Here is a 21,454-nt window from a genome sequence, read left to right on the forward strand (position 1 = left end):
ACCTTCCGTTACGAACAGGTTCATTCCCTTGATGCGCTCGCACTACTGAATACTGCAAGCATCCTAACCAGGGTTTCTCGCTCACATTTCAGACCTTATGAAGCAAAAAAAGGTGAGGCCTGATTAATCATCCAATTCGCTGACCATTGGCATTCACCAGCTCAATGCCATCCAGACCACGTGGGCGATAGAAGATGTCCTTGCGTGGCTTGACCGGAGTGGTATCAATTCCCGACAAATCAGCCCCAGGAGTGCAAAGCTGCTCTATTTTTTCCGGCCACTTAAACTTTCCTGCCTGGCTGCGTACTAGCCTGTCAATCAGAGGACCACCTGCGAATAGCCAGACCAGCTTCCGAATAGGACGTGCTATCCAATGCAATACAGCACCATGTTCTGGATGACTCTGCTGCGTCTGGCTGGGTGGGTGGATCTCAGTTTTATCAACCTTACTCAGATCCGGCTGCACGGCACCAAGCCCCTTTTCCATATAACGACGATAGAATTCTAGGCGCAGTAGACTTCCATTAAATCCAACATCTCTCCAGTCCAGAGTGCCATGGACATAGAAAGGTAGCTTCGTATTTCTTTCTTCACGCCTTTCCTCGACTCCATCATTCCTGATCAAATGATTTGGTTTCGGAAAGCACAATCTTAGGTCGCCACCGTGTACACCATGATTAAAAAACGGCTTGGCACTTCGCCACGGAATGGAGTAAGCACCACCTATCGTTGCAACATGCACCATTTGTGCCTGTCGATTGAATCTCATTCCTCCCGTTCTTGCGCCACCAACTTCTAATAATAAGAAAAGCCATGCCATAGCAGGAATGACAAGCATTCCGAAACTTACACTTCCCCAACCAGATGAAAACAGGTTATACAGTATAATAGCTAGTACAAAATTATGGGCTAAGAAAGCCACATCAACTATATATCGAAATCCAGATGATTTATCAGTACGATGTTCAATAAAAATATCATTATAGTATTTATCATCCCCAAGATCATCTTTAAAGCAGGTGTCTTCCGCATACATAGACATATCGATAGTCGGAAGCTCACTATATTCACTATCCTGACGCAAGCTATCAAGCTGCGCTTCAAAGTCAGTAAGGTGGTTAGGCACAGTCATGGACAGCACCTATTCCATTTGTCTGGATAATCACCCAATCCGCTGACCTCTAGCATTTACCAGTTCAATACCATCCAAACCACATGGACGATAAAATATGTCCTTGCGTGGCTTGACTGGGGTGGTATCAATTCCCGACAGGTCTGCTCCAGGAGAACACAGGCGCTCTATTTCTTCCGGCCACTTGAATTTCTGAGCTTGCTTACGAAGAAAACTGTCAATCAGAGGGCCACCTGCAAGTATGCTACCTAATTTGGCAATTGGCGTCAGTATCCAGTGAAGCAGCACGCCATGTTCTGGTTGACTCTGCTGGACCTCACTTGGAGGTCGTATGGCACTTGTTTCCACTTTTTCAGGGTTGGGCTGAACTGCCTCAAAACCTTCTTCCATAAAGCGTCGATAGAATTCTAAACGCAGTAAGCTGCCATCAATGCCAGTATCACGCCAGTCCATAGCCCCGTAGATGGTTAAAGGTTTTTTGTCATCCTTATACCTAAAGTTCTCTTTTGTTCCATCATGTTTAATCATGACATTCGGCCATGGGAAGAATAGCCTCAGATCGCCACCATGTACGCCATGATTGAAAAATGGCTTAACAGACTTCCAAGGTACCGATATAGCGCCACCGACTTGGCCTATATGTACCATCTGTGCTTGTCTATTGAAACGAACACCGCCTGTTCTTGCTCCAAACCACTCCGCTAAAAATAGTACCCAAGCAAAGGCTGGGCATATCATGAGGAATAGCACTTCACCAAAGCTAAAATCCTTCCCTGTAAACAATCCCCATAACAACGTCAAGAGAGAGACATTATGAAAGAAAAATAAAATTACCATTAAGAATCGAAACCGGGAAGGATTATCGATACGATGATCAATAAAGATAGGATTATAGTACCTAACCTCACTCAAATCGTCATGAAATACAACATCTTCCGACCACATGGAAACATCCAGTCCCGGAAGTTCACTAAACTCATTATGTTGGCGATATTCGTCTAACTGTGCCTCAAAATCAGCACGATCACTTGGCTCGGTCATTGTCATCATCTTCGCCATTGATAAGGTAATAATCAGGGCTGGCTTCATAATTTGGGTAGTACTTGACTCTGGTATTGCCGATCAACGTCATCGTATCAAATGTCAAGATACCGTAACCCTCATGGGCTTCTACGTCATCTCTACCGTCAAGGCTATTCTCGACTCCCACCCAATCAAATTCTTGGTACTGATCGATTTCATACCAACTCACCTGGGGCTTCCAGCCAGGAAACAAAACACTCACAGTACGCGCATCTGACGGAGGTGGTGTTGGTGCTCCCATGCTAGCAGAGGCACCTGAAGCCAATATCTTCAGCCAGGCACGATCAGAAGACACAGTGGGTTTTTGCCACAATCGATCGAAGTCTCTGAGTTCTTGGGTGTCATCTTCTCCATAAGGTGTCAGAGCTTCCCCTCCCATCAAGCCGAGAAGTTGGGATGCACGCTGACCATTGCCCCAGATACTGCAGGCAATCCAGTCTGTATAGCGTTGTTCCTCTACAATGCCATCATGCCAGTTCTTCAGAACCACATAGAGAGTCTGCACCCCCAGCAAGACCCAACCTACAGGACCTGCTCCCAAAGACGCCACTCTAGCAACGCCTGCAGCAGCACCACCGACGCCACGAGAAATAGCCACTTCTGCTACCCCCATCGTACCGGAACTAAGGATTGCTCGTTGTCCACCCACTCGAGCAATAGTTTCGAGGTATCCTAATACTCGAGTTTTTCCGATGAGGTGCAATGTCCCTAATCCTCCAGCACCGGCTTGTAATGTCGCCCCAGAAATTCTGATAGTTTGAGCAGCCCCTGTTTCACTTTCTGCTTGCTTGGAATCAGAATAGGCCTGGACAAAAGCAGCCAGCGCTGTTAGCCCAATGGCGAAATTATTCCACTTGGCAGAAAGTCCCTCAAAGGCTTTGCCAGCCGTGGAAGAGCGTGCAGCAAGTCGGGCTGCATCCCGAGAGCGGTCATGGAATGCGGAGCGAATAGCGGAGCCACTGGCACCGGCCAGCAAAGCAGCCGCCCCGAAATTCAGGCTGTTGGTTAAGGTAATGGCATCCTCTTCATGCAGCTTGGTCAAGGCACTGTTCATAGTCAGTACCGAGGAAAGTAGTCCTCCAACACCCAAGCCGACTTTCACCCGGTGCCAGAAACGCAGCTGGCTGCCTACCTCATCATATTTCAACTGATAGGCGGTATAGGCTTCGGCCAACTCGTTACCGGCACGAATCACGGTGCTGTTTCGGAACCCTTTGGCAATGGTGCCGTTGTTTTCCTTGAGCACCCAACTGCCTAGTTTATCCGTGGGGACACGGCCCTGCTGGATCAGAGTACCTTCGGAGGCTTCAAAAGCCGCTCGATAAGGGCTTAGCAGGAATTGAGAAGGATTCCTCAACTTTCCGGCAGCCACTAGCGCCATGGTCACTTGCGAGATCTGGTTGGAGGATCCATCAGGAGGTAGCGTAGTCACCAACTGCTGCAGCCGTCGTAAAGTCGCCGTCGTGGCTTCGTTCGCACTATGCATCCCAACTGGAGGGAAAACTCCTTTGGTCAGGTCGATCTCGGCACTGTGCGAATTGGAGATATCGGGCATAGCCGACAGGTCATCGGTGAAGCGCTGAGCGGCCAGTTGGCGGTCCTGCTCAATATATTCAAGAATCATCGGGTGTCCCATCAACACTCGATACAGAATGGACCCTTGAACGGGGCTTTCGCCCCCCAATTGACCGGCAAGATACTGCTCACCCGGCTCGCTGTACGCCAATCCCAATAGTGTGTTGGCCACGACCAGGCGCAGATCCAGGAAATTCAGTGTGTCCTCGTCATCGTGCAGATCGATGGTAAGCTGATAACGCTCTTGTAATCCCTGCCAGGCAGTCCATAGTGCATCCGCTGCCTGCGTAATATCGCGATCAAAACCTTCGAGCTTCCCAGGATGAGCTGCGTGAAAGGCGTCAGCTTCTGCCTGTTTATAGGACGCCAAGCGTTCAGCTCGTGCCGTACTGGCATGTCGTTCGCTATATTCAGTGGGATCAACGTAGTAATTGGCTCTTACATTGATATCGTTGGCCCGGTCTCTCGCTTCACGAGCGGCCTCGGAGTACTTCTGTTCTCCCAGGGCAAGTATCATGTCCCGAACACGCAGCTTTCTGCTCGCTTCGCTGGCATATTCGCCTCGCTCCTCTAGGAAGCCGCCCAGCTGGTTATTCAGTTCACTCAGCACACCAACAGCATCGTGCATGACCGGCGCCAAGGGCTTACCCTGCCCCTTGCCTTGATTGAGCTGACGAGAAATATTTTCGAGAGTCGCGACGGCTTGATTACCATCCGGTACATCATGCAGGCTCTCACTCCAGCGCATATCCAGGCCCCGATTTTCGTAGAGGACACTGGCCATTTCCGGCACGGCAAGATGATTGTCGAGAGTGCCCTTCACCAGGGCCACGTCCTGCTGGCCTTCGGCCGCCTCAGCCGGCATCACCTTGGTGATGATCTTGCCGCTAAGCGCATCCAGCTGCCCGGACAGCTGCTCTAGCGTGCCATCGGTCAAGCGAGTATCCGTCACCATCAGGTAAACGGTATCGGCAACCTCGGTTTTCGGTGCAGGGAGGTAAGGAATGGCAGCTTCCGGGTCAGCATCCCCTTCAGGCAGGAAAGCAAAACGCGCATCGTAGGTTACCTGATAAGGAAGCGTCTTGAACTCTCCTTCCTCGCGATACATCAGATAAACGATGCTGCTGGGACGTAAAAGACGTAGCCCCCAAGCCTTATCCCGAGGCGGTTCAGGATATCCGGAGGCAAGACTGTCGCTCACGGTATCGAGAGAACACCCCTTCTGACTGACGCCATAGCGAAGAGGATAAAGGGGGATACAGTCAGCCGGATCCGGGATGATCACATGGACATCATCATCACGGTCCTGCGGTGTGCAAGTCCATTGCGCGCAAATATCGTCATCCCAATTCGTGCTGCTCGGAGCGATACGCGTTGTTTGATCCTGGTTTTCCATTGATGCTCGTCTCTGTGCCATCCCATTACACGACGTGACTCTCGAAAGGCATTTGCCTGTGAGCCCTGCCAGTCTCGTCAGTCAGGCGGCTATAGCCGTTATCGTTAGCCGTCACGCGATAATGCCTCTCGAAGACAGAGCTCGCTTTGGACGAGCTCGTCTCGCATGTTCAAGAGGCGCTATTGCGCTTGAAGAGGATTTCCATCCCTTCAATAAACTCGCTTTTCTCCATGCTGGTGCGACCATCGGCATCAGTGACGCCTGATGAGATCACATCCTCACCTCGACGAATCTCGTAGGGCATATTGGCCACCGGCGTCCCATCCGGCTTGACCGCCCGGAAGGTTTCGTTGAATCGGGACTCCGGGAACTGATTGAAGGTGTGGGACATGCTGGCCGGGCCACTGATGGATTTCTTAGCGCCCTTGATATCCACCGTCTTCGGCGCATGGATCTGAATATCCCCACCGGCCAGACGGATATAGGCATCGCCACTGGTCAGCAGGATCTCCTTCTTGCCAGCAAGGATGATCGCATTTTCCGTCGAAGAGAGGCGCATGGCCTGCTTCGAGAGCAGTTCCATTTCATCCTGCTGCGCCTGAATGTCGACGCGACCACCCGCCGCGATCAGCTTCATACCGGCACGATGGACGAACAGGGAGATCTTGTCGGCCACACTGGCCAACAATCCCTTGCCGGAACCAATGCTGATATCCTCACCAGTAGATAACGTTAGGTGTTCGCCGCTGTGAAGATGAGTACTCTTCGGCGTCGCAGTGGCAATGCCATCAGGTGAAGACACCAGAACCAGGGCATCATTAAGCCCTGGCACTTTCCCCTTACCACCGCTGTTAATGGCATGTTGAGTATCACCACCGCCGTCCTCGAAACGACGCTCGCTCCCCGATGCCGAGACAGCATCGCCATAGGTCACATTGCCATTGCGGTTGAAAGTCCCTAGCCCATCCACACCCGTCAGCGCTTCAGCAGTATGTTGCGATGCGACTTCCGACAAGGTACGGCTCAATTCGTGGCCAGAACGCAGTTGATTCCAGGCTTCCTGAGCATCCAACTGAGCACCTGCGGCACCGGGTTGTCCCCAGGTGGAAAGGTACAAACCATCGCGAGCACGAATGGCGCCATAGGCATCGGTGCGCAGCTCAAACCCATTCCCGCGCAAGGCACCACGTTGGTTGCCCTGCTGATCGATCAGATAGCCCAGGTTGAGCTGTGTCTCCGCTTCAGTACTGGCCAGTTGGGTACGCACCTGGCCGGTGGAATCATCCATCACCAGTTGGTTGTAACCTCTCCCCCCAACTTCCTTACTCTTTAGGCCACTCATCAACCCAGTGGAATGCCACTGGGGCTGGTGACTGCCGTAGAGCTGGCCCAGTACCACTGGCCGGTCCAAGTGATTGTCCATGAAGCCAATCAGGACCTCCTCTCCAGCACGCGGGATGTAAACAGCCCCCCAATCCGGGCCACTGCTCTGCTGCATGACACGAAGCCAGCAAGAGCTGAGCGTTTCATCGCTGCTGAGCCGGTCCCAATTGAAACGCACGTGAATGCGGTTCAACTTGTCGGTATAAACCTCTGAACCAGAAGGCGTGACCACGACTCCGGTCTGCAGGCCCACCTCGGGGCGCTTGTGCTCTTCCGGGCTGCGGTAGGGAATATCGTGGCGCTGGCATTCGAGACGACTGAGATAGAAGCCATAAGTGAGAGAAGGGCTTTCCTGCTCTCTGTCGTCACGACTCCTGGCATCATCGACACTTTCACGGAATTCACGTACCAAAACCCCCAGGCTTCCAGGGCTATCCCGGCGCTGTGTGGCAATCGGCAGGTTACTCTCGGCGAACATCTCGATACCGATGACCGTGAATTGGCGCTGTTCCTCGCTTTTGCCCTCGACCAAGGGATGATCACGCAGTTCGAACCACTCACCGGCGGTCAACCGACGAGCACCGCTGATGGCTTGGATACGCTGCCCAGCCGACTCCTGTTGCTCCATTCTCACACGGAGCAGGCGGTTGCCGTACTGGGGAGAGTTCCAGGCGTACTGCCCTTTATAGGCATATCGCTCCAGCGCCTCCAGCGATGTGCTGCCCTGTACGGCGTTTTCACTATCCACTAAGGGATGTTGGTGGGAACGATAGTCCCGGCTGGCATAGTGGGTACGGCTACTGTGGAGCGCATGTTGCTGACGCCACTGCAGGATGCTGTCTTCTTTCTGGGTAGAGGCCTGGGTGTGGAAGCGAATGCTTTGGCGTGACGAAGCCGGCAATGTGGCCATGTCGTCAGTGAAAACGACGGTATGCTGATCCGCTTCATGCACGGTATACCAGTAGATTCCCTCCTGCTCACACCATCGCTGAACGAAATTTTCATCCGTCTCATTGATTTGCGAGATGTAAGTGTGCGCGGGATATTCCTGGCGTAGGTCAAACCGATAGCGCCCATGCGCTTCAGGATAGGTGGTGAAGATATCCGTCAGGACATCCACAATACTGGTGTCCATCCAGATCCGACAGTCTTCGCGATAGCCCAGAAGAGCGAACCAGGGGACGAAGACGATTTGCCAATCATGCAAGCCGCCATCAGCCCCCAGATACGTCAGTGACTGCACCAGTCCATGGCGATAGGTCTCACTACCATCTTCCAGGCGAATAGCCAAGCTGACCGGATGGCCAATCAGGTCATGCTCGTCGATGTTGGCGTCATAGCTGATAAGATCGACGGTCCAAGCTGGCACTCGCCCCAACCGCTCATGCCCGTAAAAGCGATGCGCGAGCAGACGGTCTTGCCCGAGAGGGCTGGAAAAGCGCAGCAGTCGCTCGTCCTGGGTGGTACCAACAACATATTTATTGAAGGCATCAATCAGTGAGTTGCCAGGGACGTCATTCATGTCAGCTCTCCATGCCGGCAGCAGTACAACAATCGACGCTGTCGTTATCCATGATTAGAAAGTTGGGGTACATCTTCGTGGTGTAGCCACATGGCCAAGGTTCGCTCCTCATCGTGACTGTCGAGCAGCAGGATATCGCCCTGACGCTGACGTGCCAGTTGAGTCGCCAGTACGACCTGAACGGCAGCGCTAGCATGCGGCACTGAACCGCCTATTCCTTGAACGGACCATAGATCGGTATCCAGAAATAGATGAGAGAACCGCTGTTGAAGTACGCCAATTAGCGGATCAAGCCGGAAGCCAGAACGATGACCATCCCAGACAACCGCCTGCACGGTCTCTGCATCCACCCTCAAGGTGTCTATCGCAGCCTCAAGCAGGTGAGTCGAACCTCGAGGTGTTTTTTGGCGAGGTTCATGAGAAGCCCGGGACGGCGGCATGAGCTTGAGTACCAGATTCGCAGTCTCGGTGGAATTCATGGGAGTCGCTCCATCGACGGGTGCCCGTTTCAGCCACATGCAGGCCACCGCTTCACCCGGTGTCGTCCCAGCAGCGCCCTGGGGTACACACAATGGCTGCACGGAAATGAATTGCAGGCACTCCGTCTTGCCAGACTCGCGCGCCAGTTCTTCTGCCATCCATTCATCAAAAGGCAGCGACGTCAGCTCGATACCGTGAGTGGGTTGCTTATCAACTGGCCAGAGCATCAGAACATCATCCAGCCACTCGTCATCGGCGATTTCGGGAGGGGCCTGCAGGATGATCCTCGATTCCTGCCATTGTGAGTCCTGGGATGAGATCAAGAGGGCATCAAAAGACCATTCGAGCAACTGGCATGCTCGAACTCTTGCACTGAGTGCCGCCTCTCCACCAGTCTCCACTCGGGAAATACCCAGATAGTTGCCGTGCTTGTCCCGAATTCGCCGATCATGCACGAAGTCACAGACATGGGGGGGAGTATCGGCGGCCATGATCGTGGCAAGGTCACCACTGCCACACAGCAACCAGGAATCCTCGACGATCAGGAAGTCGGTATTGAACGCAGTGCTTTTAGGTGCGGGAGCTTCCGGCTTTTTATCTTGGCGAAATTCCGGAAGCTGCAGCATGTCATAGATCGAAGGACCAGAGTAAGAGTGCATGATGCCACCTATACGATCCCTGTGTCGGAGACTGAGGCAATTAACGTTGCACCACAGGAGCATTTATCGCCATGGCGAGCAATCGGCTTGCCATCCACGATCGTTGTTTCATCGCCGCTGATGATGACGGCGGGAGAATGGCCATCCTTGGGGCAACTGACCTTGTCACCCACACGAGCCACCTGTTTGCCGTTCACGAATGTGCTGTCAGCCCCTTCCAGCACCGTTCCTCCATGTGAGGTACGGTCTCCCACCAAAATGATTGGTTTCATGATCATCATCCCTTGATCAAGTTGATATCAATCAGGCAATCCGCGACATTGAGGGTCTGACGTACTCCTGAGAGAACATCAATCTAGTGCAAGCGCTACTATGCCAAACTTGGCGTGAACATTCACTAATTGTCACTATCTGTGCACAATCTAGACAGAGTGACAACAGTAAGTCCTTGTCAGTGGTTTACTTTATCCCTCCTGACTAGCGAGTCCGGTGAGAGAGCATCTGGAAGATGACTGCACACGTGAAACAAACTCAGCAGAGCGAATCCACTGACGTCCGCTCTCGGCGTATGAACTCCATGAATGGAGTCGAATTCATCTTGGCCCGGCCTTCCCTTGAGTTATTTCCGTTCGATCTGGCTCCTGCGGCCCAGCGGTTCGTCGACTATCTGGAAGCACTACCCTACAGCAGGCCTGTCAGGTGTACTTTGTGTGGCAGTCGCTCGATCTTCTTGTACCACCCTGCCGGTACGAATGGCACCGTCCGAGATGGCTTCAAGTGCCATTCTTGCCGCCGCCAGTTCAATATTCTGACAGGAACACCATTACGCTTGATGCGACACCATGACAAATGGGCGGACTGGATGCGTTTTCGCTTCAGCGGCTTGTCTCAGGAACAAATCGCTTCGCTGGTGAGTATCAGCAACAAGGCGTCCCTGAACTGGGACAAGGTGTTTCTTCAAGTGATGGCTGACCAGGAACCTTCCCTGCATCAATGGTGGAGCACCCACCAGTCACTGACATCCATCACACTCAGCCCCCATGTAGAAGAAGAACTCGAAGCGTGCCAACAAGCCTTTCACGAGCTGTGCTATGCCTCGGAGAGGAAATGCCTGAAATGCGGCGCTTCCCCTCGATATGTGAAAGAGGTCCATCATAGTAGACGCCCACGGGATTATGTCTGCACAGATTGTGGAACCACTTACAGCAACTTGACCGGCACCCCTTTCATTCACCTACAACGAATGGAAACGTGGCCGCGCTATCTCGACTTACTGGTTAAGGGGTACCACGACACCGAACTGGAACATCACTTCGATTTCAGCAAGGCACGCACCGGACTCTGGCGGCAAGCTTTCATGCAGTATCTGAAGCAGGACTGGCCTCTTCTGGCACACTGGGCATTGTGGATGTGGGCAAGGCGACGAGTGACGGGCTCACCTACTGGAATTTCATGATTCCAAAATGGTAGCAACATAAATCATCAGGTCTGTATCTCTTGCACATTACCATTCTGGTTTTGCGATAGCTGAATACACAATAATGTGAATGGCTGACTGGCCTACCTGCTTTCTACATCGCTGTTGGAAGCCGCTGATTTTTTCAGATTCGATAGGCATGCCCATCATCAAGGCGCGGGGCAGATCCATATACGAGGTGATCATAGATTTTTTTGTATAGACCGGTGCCAGATATGCGGATCTTGACATGATGCAGAACTGCTCAGTCACTATGCAGAGCAGTGACTAGCCATCTTCAGGTATTTCATCAATAAAGCGCTTTCGCTGCTCTGGCGTTGGCACCATGCAGACATCGCGGCGGCCAAACAGACAATATCGGTGGCGAGCAAGCCAACCATAGCCCGCATCCCGCCAAGGACGAGGAATCATCCGAATGGCTCGCAGCCATCGCCATGGTCGAGATAAGCGATGAAGAATGGCGATGACCGCCTCACTTTTCTCGAGCAATTGACCATGATCAAAGAACAGAAATGTCGAAGGATCATCAGGATCAATCCCGAAACGCGAGGCAAGATGCCGGCCATAAGGTGACTGGATCGAGGTGAAGTAGATGGCACCGTAGCGATCAATCCGCAGCAACAGCCGCACCTGAAAGGAACAAAAGTTGCACAGACCATCGAAAACCATCAAACCATCAGGCACACCATCAGAGTTGTTCACAGTCCTACTTCGCATGACTCGCCTCCCCTATTGTCATCGAGGACCTGCTGCGACTAGCTTCAACTGCCGCCACCGCTTTGGCCTTTTCTGCAGATATGTTGATATCACGAAGTACGTCATACATCGCCCCGCGTTTCGAGGAAATCTGAAATGTCAGCGTCGAGATCTTCTACAACAAGGTCATTAAGCAAGCGTATCCACAATCCCTCAGCAAAATCATTACTAGGATTATACATCCAGCTCATTGACTCCTTTTCTACAACCTCGCTAAGCTCTCCTTCCACAATCACTTTTTTAAGTTTTGGAAAAAATGTTTTCTGTACAAATGTTCGACAGTATTCGATCCATGTATCTCTAGCGCTATTACCACTTTGCAAATTGCTCATGATGGCAACATATTGTTGCTTCAGCCTTGAAGCATCTAGACTCGCAAGCCTAGCGCCTTTTGAAACCACAAATCTAAATATCAGCTGATCAAGTATTTCTTTCCGTCCCTCTCTGGACGAGTCCGTATAATTCTTTCCAATATAGTCATCTATTTCAGACAATTCCTTCTTGCCAACTTCAGCACGGAGAGCAGAACGTATCTTTTCTCGAAGTGTTGTGAATTCGGACATTTCTGCAAAAGAGGCGCTTTTCTTAGCAGAAATGAAAGCACGAAGTCCTAGCAAAATAGCAAATACAAGCAAGCCAGATAATATCAAGACATGGTTACCGCTCACACATAAACTCCTTTACTGTTAGAACCTTGGCTACTGGAGGATACAATGCAAAGCTCTAGAGAGGATTAAGTCTCAGCATCCAAAAATGTTACCACCATATAGCCCCAAGATGGCTGAAAATTCAGCAGTACCACCGCATAGGATGTCAACGTTGATAGAAATACATGGATGGCTCGTCTTACTCCTGTTCCTAGGCAGTACCGCCGTCTCGCTACTGATTCTTGTCATTTTGGGCGTAGCACGTCTCTTTCTTGGGTACAAATCAATGAGTGAAGCGGATAGCTTGGATCATCAATACATGCCTACCGGATTGAACTGAGCTCTCACTGGTTGTGCTTGCACATTTGCGTTCTCGTCATTGATCACGTTCATCTCCTATTCCTGATGACAGTGGCATGTGCGTTAGCCATTCTCATGCGAGACTTCTGAAATATATCTTATTATGAACTCAGGCCGATAACTTAATCCCAAAAGATGCACAACTGGAATCATAAACGAGAGTCCACTAAAATAAAATAATTCCAAGAACCTCGTGACACCAGAGCCATGGTGAATCACAACATTATCTCTAAACCAATTAAATTCATTTGACAATATGAAAAATGCAACAAAGATCAGTAGAGTTCCATTTGCAATAACACAAATGCGTATGTTACGCCGCCACCATTTTAGAGTATTTTTATTACCAATCATGTAGGACACAAAAAGTTTAGCCATCAGAACTAACATTAAAACATAAAGCACACTTATTGAAAATGAGCTGACCATCATCATTAGCGCATACACATGAAACCCTTCATGCAGCATGATTAGCGGAGAAAGAGGTAGTGCTATCAATGAAGGCAGCCCCATAAAAATAAAAAAAACAGTATATGGGAACAAGGAGGGTAGTACGAAAGCAGCAAGCTCAATAGCCATAACGATACGACTCAACATCTTCCCTCCTTAATGCATACATAATGATGAGTGCCCCAGGGAGCTGGATACTAGCTTCTGCCATCTACGGAGTTGATATCACCCTCTCGTGGAGTCGGCGTGATAGTCCAATTGGCCGCGTAGCTCCCAGTACAGTCTCGTCTACTCAGCACCAAACGTTCATTGAAAGCCAACAAATCCATGAGCTATCCCTTTCTTCCGTTATCCATGCATTGGGCATGATACACCGCAGGATACACACCGGTTCAACTGTCCGGGTTAAGCGAGCACAGCGGTTCAAAGTGGAGAAAGCCGAGGAAGCTGACACGACTAGAGCAGGGCCCTTCTCCAGGCAGAGGTGAACACACCAGGAAAATCCTTCGGCCCTTTTCCTCATTAGGAGTTGGTGTGATGGATGCTCACTATCGTGGTAAGACACGCCTCCAAAACCAGTTGACTGCCCCAGCCAAATACCTGGCAGAGTTATCCAAGCCCCATTTGTCCTGCACTATACCGGCTATTAATCTGTTGCCTACTCGCCGTTTACCGTTACGCGCACAGGGATTTCCGATGCCAAAAGTAATTCTCAAAGGATTCATCATTATCCCGAACAGGGACCTGGAAATGGTCAAGCAGGAGCTCCCCGTTCATATCGAACTCACACGAAGTGAGCCGGGATGTTTAGTCTTCGTGGTAACGCCGGACAAAAGCCACCCAAATCGTTTTGCGGTATATGAAGAATTTGCCGACAGAGAGGCGTTCGATACGCACCAGGCCAGAGTCAAGAACTCGCGATGGGGCCGAGTAACATCAAATGCAGAGAGGCACTACGAAATCATTGAGTCAACACATGTCTAGCGACGCGCAACCTTCCTTATGAACAGGGCTGGGGGCACTCTACAAACCACCGAACCCAATCTGTACATGGGTTCAGTGGCCTATTCTCTTCCCTTCACTTACCACTAACCAACCCTACTCCCAAGCCGGAAACGGATCTGGCAGTGTCTGCCAGTGTTCCTTGCCGGCGAGCATCTGCTCTTCGCTGAGCAGGCAGTCGTCGAGTGCCTGTCGGATTTTGCTTTCGTCGAGATTCTGGCCAATGAAAACCAGTTCCTGGCGCATATCGCCGAAGGGCTCTTGCCATTTGTGCATGATGGCGTCGCGATAGTCGGGATCTTGCGGCCAGCTTGATTCAGGCACGGCTTTCCAGAACATGCCGGCAAAGCCGTAATGGGCGATGCCGCCGGCCTGGCTCCATTGGCCGGCAAACTGTGGGCGAGTCGCTAGCCAGAAGAAGCCCTTGGAGCGCAGCAACTTGCCGCCATACCAGTCGCCATGCAGCAGTTCGAAGAACTTCTGCGGCTGGAATGGGCGCCGGGCGTGGTAGGCAAAGCTTGAGATACCGTATTCCTCGGTTTCCGGCACGTGCTCACCACGCATTTCCTTCAGCCAGCCCGGGGCCTGCTGGGCACGGGCAAAGCTGAAGCGTTCGGTGCCCAGTACCTTGTCCAGCGGTACCTGGCCATGGCGGATGGGAATCATCTCGGCATCGGGATTGAGCGAACGCAGCACGGCCATCAGCTCATCCAGTTGCGGTGCATCGAGCAGATCCGTCTTGCTGATCAGCAACACATCGCAGAACTCGACCTGGTCGACCAGCAAATCGGCAACGTTGCGTTCATCCTGCTCGTCGACGACTTCCCCAGCCTCGGCAAGCGTCTGGGCCTCGCGATACTGGCGCAGAAAGTGAACACCATCGACCACCGTCACCAGGGTATCCAACCGTGCGACCTGGGAAAGGCTCTGTCCGTCCTCATCAGCAAAGGTGAACGTTTCAGCTACCGGCAGCGGCTCGGAAATCCCGGTCGCTTCGATGACCAGGTAATCGAAGCGCCCTTCTTCCGCCAGTCGGCTCACTTCGACCAGCAGATCCTCACGCAGGGTGCAGCAGATGCAGCCATTGCTCATCTCCACCAGGCGTTCCTCGGTGCGCTGCAGGGCGATCTCTCCCCTCGCCTCCGCTTGTCCGTCTGGTGTACCGCGCACCAGGGCAGCATCGATATTGACTTCACTCATGTCATTGACGATCACGGCCACCCGGCGGCCTTCACGGTTGGCCAGAATATGGTTGAGCAGCGTCGTTTTTCCTGCGCCCAGAAAACCGGACAATACCGTTACCGGCAATGCCTCCTGTGTGCGAGCCATCACATCTTCTCCTCCGCCTTATGTCCTGATTCCTGATGTCCTCAGGTGCACGCCGCCTCGGCTTGGCTCGTTGCCCGGTACTTGCCAGATACAACCGACGACCAGACCGCTGGAACGACTGTGCTTTCAACGGCCAAAAAGATACGTTATAACATTTCTATAAATCAACCCATGGAGACGATGAATGTCAGTTCCCGCGCTCTCACAGCCCAACGCTGGTGATACAACCGCATGGCACGCTGAACATTGGGCCATCGGCAATGACATTGAAGTGCTGCCACGTATCTTCGAGGATCACACCAATATCGCCATCATGCGCCGGGAGCTTGATGCGCCACTGCTGGCCAGCGTCGCGGCGCAATGCCATGTCGATCGCGCCTGGCAATGGTCCTGGCTGGGCAGCCCCGATGCGGAAATGCAAGCCGACTTGCTGCGCCGCCTGCCCGCTCCAGCAGAAGCACGGCCACTGGTCGATGATATCCAGACGCTTGCGGAGGCCATGGCCTATCTGTTCGAAGCGGACATGATCGGCATTCGCCTGCGCTTGCTGGATAGCGCCATGTGCCCACGCTTTCATTGCGACAACCTGCCGGTGCGCCTGGTCACGACCTACCATGGCCCCGGCAGCGAATGGCTCCCCGAAGCCGCACTCAATCGCGCGGGGCTGGGCATTCCAAGTGCCGACAAGCCGGAGATCGTCGCCGATGCCGCAGGCATCCAGCATCTTCAGGTTGGTGACCTGGGTCTGCTCAAGGGCAGCGGCTGGGTGGGCAATGAGCCACGTGGCCTGGTACATCGCAGCCCAGCACTCGATAGTGGCCAGAAACGGCTATTGATGACCATCGATCCTGCGTGAATGTCATTACGGGGATGTAAACGACGCTTGAAATCGGGCTTGTCAATAGCACCTACAATGACAGAGCCACTTTTCTCAGCCCGTAACCGATGTGAGCCCCCATGAAACAAGTGCAGCATGTCAGCCAGTTCATCGCCTGCTCGCCAGCCGATGTGTATGCCTTTGCTTCCAACCCCGCCAATCTGCCCCAGTGGGCCGCTGGTCTGGCACGTTCCGAGGTCAAGCAAGATGGCGACACCTGGATCGTGGAGGCGCCCTTCGGCCGCGTCAGAATCCGCTTCGCCGATGACAACGCATTCGGCGTCATGGATCACGATGTTGCCTTGGAAGACGGCACCACGTTCCACAATCCCATGCGGGTCATTCCCAACGATGACGGCAGCGAAGTCACCTTCACCCTGTTCCGTCAGGATGACATGAGCGATGAGAAGTTCGCCGAAGACAGGCAGGCAATCGAAGAGGATTTCAGGACACTGAAGGTCTTGCTGGAAGGCTAGCAAGACGGTCGGGACAACAGAGATAGTAGGGGCTGATGCCACCTGCTTCCCTGCTGCCGGGGTATAGAGCCAGGATGTAGAGCTGGGGTGTGGAACCAGACTATCAGGCTTTACCACACGCCTCGGCAAAGCCCTTGAAGATGGCGTCGTACAGCGGGTGCTGTTTCGGCAGCCACTCGGGGTGCCACTGCACCGCCAGGGTGAAACTGGGTGCATTAGCGACGGAGAACGCTTCGACCAGCCCATCCGGCGCTACCGCTTCGATACGCAATCCTTCGCCTAACCGATCTACCCCTTGCTGATGCAGGGAATTGACCCGCGCCTGGCTTTCTCCGTAAAGCTCAGCCAGGCGTCCGCCCGCCTGAATCTCGAGATCATGCACGGGAGCATACTGCTCTTCCTTGGTGCCTTCTGGCTCGCGGTGATCGAGCATACCGGGCACCTTCTGCACGGCCTGGTGCAGCGTACCGCCAAAGGCCACGTTCAGCTCCTGGAAGCCACGGCAGATGCCCAGCAAGGGCAATGAACGTTCCAGCGCCAGCGGCACCCAGGTCATGGCTGCTTCATCGCGATGCACATCATCACGGGTGTTTTCCGGTACTCGCTCGGCGCCATAACGGCTCGGCAGCACATTGGTATAGCTGCCGGTCAGCACCAGCCCATCCAGCCGGTCAAGCAAGGCACCAGCCGCCTGCGGGTCCACATCCGACCACACTGGCAGAATGACAGGTTCCAGGCCGTACTCACGCAGGGCGCTGAGATATTTGTCGGTGACCATATGGGCGGGGTGACCTTCCACCTCACGACGGCAAGCGATGACGCCGACCAGAGGACGAGTTTGCATGATGCCTCCTTGGATAATGCACATCAGAATGGAGAAAACACGGAATAGGGGCGAATATGCCGACGATGATATCGCGTTATGGTTTTCTCAACATACCTTGGTTGTGTTTTCTTGCCAACCTGCCCTCTCGTCAGGCGTGAAAAACTCGCCAAACAACGCTTTTAATGACTGATAAACATAGAAAAAACATAAAAAGCGACAGATGATTCAACTTTCGTCATAGTGTAAATAATTTGACAACAAAAGCCGGAAAACGAAACACTAGTGACAACCTAATAAAATCATCACAGGTGACACCATGTCCTCCTTACCCGTCGACGAGGCTCGTGACTTCCTGGCACGCCATCCTGATATCGACAGTATCGACCTGCTGGTCAGCGACCTCAATGGCGTTCTGCGCGGCAAACGTATCCCTCGTGAAAACCTTGAAAAGGCCTACGTCAACGGTATCAACCTGCCCGGGTCCGTGTTCGCCCTGGACATTACCGGCAACACCATAGAAGAAACCGGGCTTGGTCTGGATTGTGGCGACCGTGACCAGGTCTGCCGCCCGATTCCTGGCACGCTGATGCAGACGCCCTGGTTGCGCAATGGCCGCCAGGCCCAGCTGATGATGAGCATGCGCGATGAACAGGACGGCCCTTTCTTCGCCGACCCGCGCAATGTCCTGGCGCGTCAGGTACGGCGTCTTGCCGACATGGGGCTCACCGCCATGGTCGCCCTTGAACTCGAATTCTATCTGGTCGACCGCCAGCGTGATGAACGCGGCCTGCCCCTGCCGCCGCGCTCTCCGGCTACTGGCGAACGTGCCACCGAAAGCCAGCTTTATTCCATCTCCGAACTGGACGAATACGCCGATTTCCTGGAAGAGATCCAGGCCTGCGCTGCCATTCAGCAACTGCCGCTGGATACTGCGCTCAAGGAGTGCGCGCCAGGTCAGTTCGAGATCAACCTGCTGCATGGCGATGACGTGCTCAAGGCCTGTGACAGCGCGACCATGCTCAAGCGCTTGATCAAGGGCGTCGCCCTGCGCCATGGCTTCGAAGCCACCTTCATGGCCAAGCCTTATGGCGCTGAAGCCGGCAATGGCATGCACGTGCACATGAGCCTGCTGGATGGCGAGGGGAACAATGTGTTTGCCGCGGCCGACGAGAATCCGCTGGGCACGGCCACCCTGCGGCACGCCATCGGCGGCCTGAAAGCGCTGATGGCAGATTCCATGGCCCTGTTCGCGCCCAACATGAACTCCTTCCGCCGCTTCCAGCCCGGCCTTTATGTGCCCATGACACCGACCTGGGGCTATGACAACCGCTCGGTAGCACTGCGCATTCCGTCGGGTCTCAATGCGGCCCGCCGCGTAGAGCACCGTGTTGCAGGAGCCGATGCCAACCCTTACCTGTTGCTTGCCACGCTGCTGGCTTCAGTGGAATACGGCATTCGCCAGCAACTGGCCCCAGGTGAGCCGGTCACCGGCAACGCCTACACCCAGTTCGACGCCACCCTGACCAATAGCTGGTCCCAGGCCCTGAATCTGCTTGAAACCAGCGAGCCCTTGGGTGAAGCCCTTGGGAAGGATTTCCTCAAGGTCTTCCTGGCCAATCGACGAGCCGAGCGCAGCCAGGCCATGCGTGAAGTCAGCCGGTTGGAGTATGACTGGTATTTGCGCCACGTCTAAGCCCGGAAAAGTGCCTGCGCTTGTTCATGCGGCGTTGGCATCGATCTCAAAGTGCTCATTTACACCTCGTAAACTCCGCTTTTCGATCGATGCCGCCTTGCCTGATCGTCGCTCGGCGACTTTTCGCATCACGTCTAAGGAAACACGACATCGTTGATTATTCAGCATTTCCTTGATCAACACGAATGAATGCGGGACATATCATGACAAACACAACATCCCCGAATGCCACGTCCACGCCTCATCCTTTCGCGCCCTCTCTCCCGGAGCGGCGCGGTACGGGGCGCACCATGGCACTGGTCTTCTCCCTGGCCGCCATTGTTGTTGGCTTGACGCTGTATCACGATGCCGGCACTGAATTTGGCTGGATCAGCCTGGTGCCGTCGCTGATCGTGCTGGTGGTGGCAATTGCCACTCATCGCACCTTGGAAGCCTTGGCCATCGGCTCCCTGGCAGGTTTGATTCTGCTCCAGCCCAGCGACTACATCGGTGAACTGGCCGATATTTCCATGACGGTGATGATGGATGAGACCATCGCCTGGCTGATTCTGGTGTGTGGCCTCATGGGCGGATTCATCGCCATGCTGGAAAAGTCCGGCTGCACCTTGAGCTTCAGCCACTTCATGGCACGCCTGGTGAAAACGCGTCGTCAGTCGCTGCTCAGCACCGCGGTTCTCGGTGTATTGATCTTCATCGATGACTACCTCAACGCCCTGGCCACCTCGGCCGCCATGAAACGTCTCACCGACCGTTTCGGCGTATCCCGGGAAAAGCTGGCCTACATCGTCGACTCCACCGCCGCTCCAATCTGCGTGCTGGTGCCCCTTTCCACCTGGGCGGTGTATTTCGCCGAGCTGCTGGAAACCAACGGCGCAACGGATGGCTCCGGCATGGCGCTGTACATCCAGTCGATTCCGTTCATGCTTTATGGCTGGGTCGCCATGGGCCTGGTCTTCCTGGTTGCCATGGGCATGATGCCGGACCTGGGCCCGATGAAAGCCGCCGAAGCCCGTGCTCGCGCTGGCCAGCCGATTCCCGATGGAGCACCGGATGCCGGCATGGCTGATGCCGATGATCAGACCCGACACACCAGCCCCTGGATTGGCGTGCTCAACTTCGTCGCCCCCATGGCCGTACTGATCGGTGCCAGTGCCTACTTCGAGATCGATCTGCTCAAGGGTGTCATCACGGCAACACTGTTCACCATCGTGTTGTACCTGATTCAGCGCCTGGCCACCTTTGCCACGCTGATGGACGCCATCATGGACGGTTTCCGCACCATGATGCTGCCGCTGGCCATTGTCGCCGTGGGGTTCGTCCTGCGTGAGGTCAACGACCAGCTCGGCATGACCCAATTCATGATCGATGCCCTGGCTCCCTACATCACGCCTGCCCTGCTGCCGGCGATCATTTTCGTCAGCATGGCCGTCGTGGTCTTTGCTACCGGCTCTTCCTGGGGCGTGTTCGTGATCTCGATTCCGATCGTGGTGCCAATGGCCATCCACATGGGTGCTCCCATGCCTTTGGTCGTTGGCGCACTGCTGTCTGCCTCGAGCTTCGGTAGCCACGCCTGCTTCTTTTCCGATTCTTCAGTGCTGTCATCTCAGGGCAGTGGCGTGCTTCCCATGCAGCATGCCCTGACCCAGTTGCCCTACACCTTGATCGGTGCTTTGGTGACGACGCTGGGCTTTGTTGGCCTCGGTTACTGGCTGGTCTGAAGCACACAACTCTGGCCTGTACACCTAGGATTCACACACCATAGCGCCGCCTTTCCAGCGTCTCTCGTATTATCCCTTGCATCTCCCTTTTCTCCCTCTGCACATCGTGCAGAGGGATTTTTTTATCTCCAGCATCGGCGCAATCCGCGCACAGGAACCATACTGGGGATTTCCCCCTTGCGTATGTGGAGTCACCGTATGTCCCGCATGATCTTCGTCAACCTGCCAGTCACCGATCTTGATGCTTCGAAAGCGTTCTATAGCGAACTGGGCTTCGAGAACAATCCGCAATTCACCGATGACACTGCGGCCTGCATGGTGTGCAGCGACGCCATTTACGTCATGTTGCTGACCCACGATAAATGGCGCAGCTTCACCGATCGCCCCATCCCGCCTGCCACCTCCAGCGAAGTGATGCTGGCCCTGACCTGTGACGATCGCGATGCCGTCGATGCCATGATCGAGACTGCCGCACGTCTTGGAGGCACGGCAGACATCAATGCCATTCAGGATCTCGGCTTCATGTACAACCGCAGCCTGACAGATCCCGATGGCCATATCTGGGAAGCTGTCTGGATGGACCCCACTGCCATGGGCGGAGAGTGAACGAGAA

Annotated in this window: 18 protein-coding genes; 7 read left to right on the forward strand and 11 right to left on the reverse strand. The window is 53.8% G+C overall.

Going from position 1 to position 21,454, the window contains the following annotated elements:
- Positions 1 to 127: 127 nt before the first annotated feature.
- The 6 genes from E4T21_RS11620 to E4T21_RS11645 all read right to left on the reverse strand — a co-directional run bounded on the left by E4T21_RS11620 (position 128) and on the right by E4T21_RS11645 (position 9,502).
- Positions 128 to 1,132: a hypothetical protein gene (locus tag E4T21_RS11620; protein WP_149285127.1), complete on the reverse strand. Its 1,005-nt coding sequence runs from the start codon at positions 1,130 to 1,132 to the stop codon at positions 128 to 130.
- A gap of 30 nt (positions 1,133 to 1,162) precedes the next feature.
- The gene (locus E4T21_RS11625) at positions 1,163 to 2,173 is read right to left on the reverse strand and encodes a hypothetical protein (RefSeq protein ID WP_149285128.1); all 1,011 of its coding nucleotides are present in this window, start codon (positions 2,171 to 2,173) and stop codon (positions 1,163 to 1,165) included.
- Complete coding sequence (locus E4T21_RS11630; protein WP_149285129.1) at positions 2,157 to 5,186, reverse strand: toxin VasX; 3,030 nt, start codon at positions 5,184 to 5,186, stop codon at positions 2,157 to 2,159. Before E4T21_RS11630 ends, E4T21_RS11625 begins: the two co-directional genes overlap by 17 nt.
- A 169-nt stretch (positions 5,187 to 5,355) precedes the next feature.
- Positions 5,356 to 8,091: a type VI secretion system Vgr family protein gene (locus tag E4T21_RS11635; protein WP_149285130.1), complete on the reverse strand. Its 2,736-nt coding sequence runs from the start codon at positions 8,089 to 8,091 to the stop codon at positions 5,356 to 5,358.
- A gap of 44 nt (positions 8,092 to 8,135) precedes the next feature.
- The gene (locus E4T21_RS11640; RefSeq protein WP_149285131.1) at positions 8,136 to 9,230 is read right to left on the reverse strand and encodes a hypothetical protein; all 1,095 of its coding nucleotides are present in this window, start codon (positions 9,228 to 9,230) and stop codon (positions 8,136 to 8,138) included.
- An 8-nt stretch (positions 9,231 to 9,238) separates the two neighbouring features.
- Positions 9,239 to 9,502 (reverse strand): PAAR domain-containing protein, encoded by a 264-nt coding sequence (locus E4T21_RS11645; RefSeq protein ID WP_187774982.1) that lies wholly within the window; start codon positions 9,500 to 9,502, stop codon positions 9,239 to 9,241.
- A 305-nt stretch (positions 9,503 to 9,807) separates the two neighbouring features.
- On the opposite strand from E4T21_RS11645, the gene E4T21_RS11650 reads away from it, so the two are divergent.
- Positions 9,808 to 10,686, forward strand: coding sequence for an IS1 family transposase (locus tag E4T21_RS11650; protein WP_187774983.1), 879 nt, complete (start codon positions 9,808 to 9,810; stop codon positions 10,684 to 10,686).
- A gap of 288 nt (positions 10,687 to 10,974) precedes the next feature.
- On the opposite strand, the gene E4T21_RS11655 is transcribed toward E4T21_RS11650, so the two are convergent.
- The 3 genes from E4T21_RS11655 to E4T21_RS11665 all read right to left on the reverse strand — a co-directional run bounded on the left by E4T21_RS11655 (position 10,975) and on the right by E4T21_RS11665 (position 13,067).
- Positions 10,975 to 11,424 carry a thiol-disulfide oxidoreductase DCC family protein gene (locus tag E4T21_RS11655; RefSeq protein WP_149285133.1) on the reverse strand — a complete coding sequence of 150 codons (450 nt, stop codon included), beginning with the start codon at positions 11,422 to 11,424 and terminating at the stop codon, positions 10,975 to 10,977.
- A 101-nt stretch (positions 11,425 to 11,525) separates the two neighbouring features.
- Complete coding sequence (locus E4T21_RS11660; protein ID WP_149285134.1) at positions 11,526 to 12,131, reverse strand: hypothetical protein; 606 nt, start codon at positions 12,129 to 12,131, stop codon at positions 11,526 to 11,528.
- Positions 12,132 to 12,533: 402 nt separating this feature from the next.
- Positions 12,534 to 13,067: a hypothetical protein gene (locus E4T21_RS11665; RefSeq protein ID WP_149285135.1), complete on the reverse strand. Its 534-nt coding sequence runs from the start codon at positions 13,065 to 13,067 to the stop codon at positions 12,534 to 12,536.
- Between the two features lie 603 nt (positions 13,068 to 13,670).
- On the opposite strand from E4T21_RS11665, the gene E4T21_RS11670 reads away from it, so the two are divergent.
- Positions 13,671 to 13,904, forward strand: a complete 234-nt coding sequence (locus tag E4T21_RS11670; RefSeq protein WP_338036120.1) for a putative quinol monooxygenase — start codon at positions 13,671 to 13,673, stop codon at positions 13,902 to 13,904.
- Positions 13,905 to 14,018: 114 nt separating this feature from the next.
- On the opposite strand, the gene zigA is transcribed toward E4T21_RS11670, so the two are convergent.
- Positions 14,019 to 15,251, reverse strand: a complete 1,233-nt coding sequence (gene zigA / locus E4T21_RS11675) for a zinc metallochaperone GTPase ZigA (RefSeq protein WP_149285136.1) — start codon at positions 15,249 to 15,251, stop codon at positions 14,019 to 14,021.
- 184 nt (positions 15,252 to 15,435) lie between these two features.
- On the opposite strand from zigA, the gene E4T21_RS11680 reads away from it, so the two are divergent.
- The gene (locus E4T21_RS11680) at positions 15,436 to 16,107 is read left to right on the forward strand and encodes a DUF1826 domain-containing protein (RefSeq protein WP_149285137.1); all 672 of its coding nucleotides are present in this window, start codon (positions 15,436 to 15,438) and stop codon (positions 16,105 to 16,107) included.
- A 101-nt stretch (positions 16,108 to 16,208) separates the two neighbouring features.
- Complete coding sequence (locus E4T21_RS11685; protein ID WP_149285138.1) at positions 16,209 to 16,604, forward strand: SRPBCC family protein; 396 nt, start codon at positions 16,209 to 16,211, stop codon at positions 16,602 to 16,604.
- Between the two features lie 103 nt (positions 16,605 to 16,707).
- Here E4T21_RS11685 and E4T21_RS11690 read toward each other — a convergent pair whose 3' ends face one another.
- A complete protein-coding gene (locus E4T21_RS11690) occupies positions 16,708 to 17,448 on the reverse strand; it encodes a gamma-glutamyl-gamma-aminobutyrate hydrolase family protein (RefSeq protein ID WP_149285139.1) in 741 nt (246 codons plus the stop codon).
- A gap of 298 nt (positions 17,449 to 17,746) precedes the next feature.
- Between E4T21_RS11690 and E4T21_RS11695 the strand changes: the two genes are divergently transcribed.
- From E4T21_RS11695 to E4T21_RS11705, 3 genes are all read left to right on the forward strand, one after another.
- Entirely contained in the window at positions 17,747 to 19,123 is a 1,377-nt protein-coding gene (locus E4T21_RS11695) for a glutamine synthetase family protein (protein ID WP_149285140.1), read from the forward strand.
- 203 nt (positions 19,124 to 19,326) lie between these two features.
- Positions 19,327 to 20,841: a Na+/H+ antiporter NhaC family protein gene (locus E4T21_RS11700; protein ID WP_149285141.1), complete on the forward strand. Its 1,515-nt coding sequence runs from the start codon at positions 19,327 to 19,329 to the stop codon at positions 20,839 to 20,841.
- Positions 20,842 to 21,039: 198 nt separating this feature from the next.
- Positions 21,040 to 21,447, forward strand: a complete 408-nt coding sequence (locus E4T21_RS11705; protein WP_149285142.1) for a VOC family protein — start codon at positions 21,040 to 21,042, stop codon at positions 21,445 to 21,447.
- The last annotated feature ends 7 nt before the right edge of the window (positions 21,448 to 21,454 follow it).

Source organism: Halomonas binhaiensis (genome assembly GCF_008329985.2).
GTDB classification, from domain to species: domain Bacteria; phylum Pseudomonadota; class Gammaproteobacteria; order Pseudomonadales; family Halomonadaceae; genus Halomonas; species Halomonas binhaiensis.

Coding starts and splice junctions, on each gene's coding strand:
- E4T21_RS11620 (WP_149285127.1), bottom strand. CDS start 1,132: ATGACTGTGCCTAACCACCTTACTGACTTTGAAGCGCAGCTTGATAGC.
- E4T21_RS11625 (WP_149285128.1), bottom strand. CDS start 2,173: ATGACCGAGCCAAGTGATCGTGCTGATTTTGAGGCACAGTTAGACGAA.
- E4T21_RS11630 (WP_149285129.1), bottom strand. CDS start 5,186: ATGGAAAACCAGGATCAAACAACGCGTATCGCTCCGAGCAGCACGAAT.
- E4T21_RS11635 (WP_149285130.1), bottom strand. CDS start 8,091: ATGAATGACGTCCCTGGCAACTCACTGATTGATGCCTTCAATAAATAT.
- E4T21_RS11640 (WP_149285131.1), bottom strand. CDS start 9,230: ATGCACTCTTACTCTGGTCCTTCGATCTATGACATGCTGCAGCTTCCG.
- E4T21_RS11645 (WP_187774982.1), bottom strand. CDS start 9,502: ATGAAACCAATCATTTTGGTGGGAGACCGTACCTCACATGGAGGAACG.
- E4T21_RS11650 (WP_187774983.1), top strand. CDS start 9,808: ATGAATGGAGTCGAATTCATCTTGGCCCGGCCTTCCCTTGAGTTATTT.
- E4T21_RS11655 (WP_149285133.1), bottom strand. CDS start 11,424: ATGCGAAGTAGGACTGTGAACAACTCTGATGGTGTGCCTGATGGTTTG.
- E4T21_RS11665 (WP_149285135.1), bottom strand. CDS start 13,067: ATGTTGAGTCGTATCGTTATGGCTATTGAGCTTGCTGCTTTCGTACTA.
- E4T21_RS11670 (WP_338036120.1), top strand. CDS start 13,671: ATGGTCAAGCAGGAGCTCCCCGTTCATATCGAACTCACACGAAGTGAG.
- zigA (WP_149285136.1), bottom strand. CDS start 15,251: ATGGCTCGCACACAGGAGGCATTGCCGGTAACGGTATTGTCCGGTTTT.
- E4T21_RS11680 (WP_149285137.1), top strand. CDS start 15,436: ATGTCAGTTCCCGCGCTCTCACAGCCCAACGCTGGTGATACAACCGCA.
- E4T21_RS11685 (WP_149285138.1), top strand. CDS start 16,209: ATGAAACAAGTGCAGCATGTCAGCCAGTTCATCGCCTGCTCGCCAGCC.
- E4T21_RS11690 (WP_149285139.1), bottom strand. CDS start 17,448: ATGCAAACTCGTCCTCTGGTCGGCGTCATCGCTTGCCGTCGTGAGGTG.
- E4T21_RS11695 (WP_149285140.1), top strand. CDS start 17,747: ATGTCCTCCTTACCCGTCGACGAGGCTCGTGACTTCCTGGCACGCCAT.
- E4T21_RS11700 (WP_149285141.1), top strand. CDS start 19,327: ATGACAAACACAACATCCCCGAATGCCACGTCCACGCCTCATCCTTTC.
- E4T21_RS11705 (WP_149285142.1), top strand. CDS start 21,040: ATGTCCCGCATGATCTTCGTCAACCTGCCAGTCACCGATCTTGATGCT.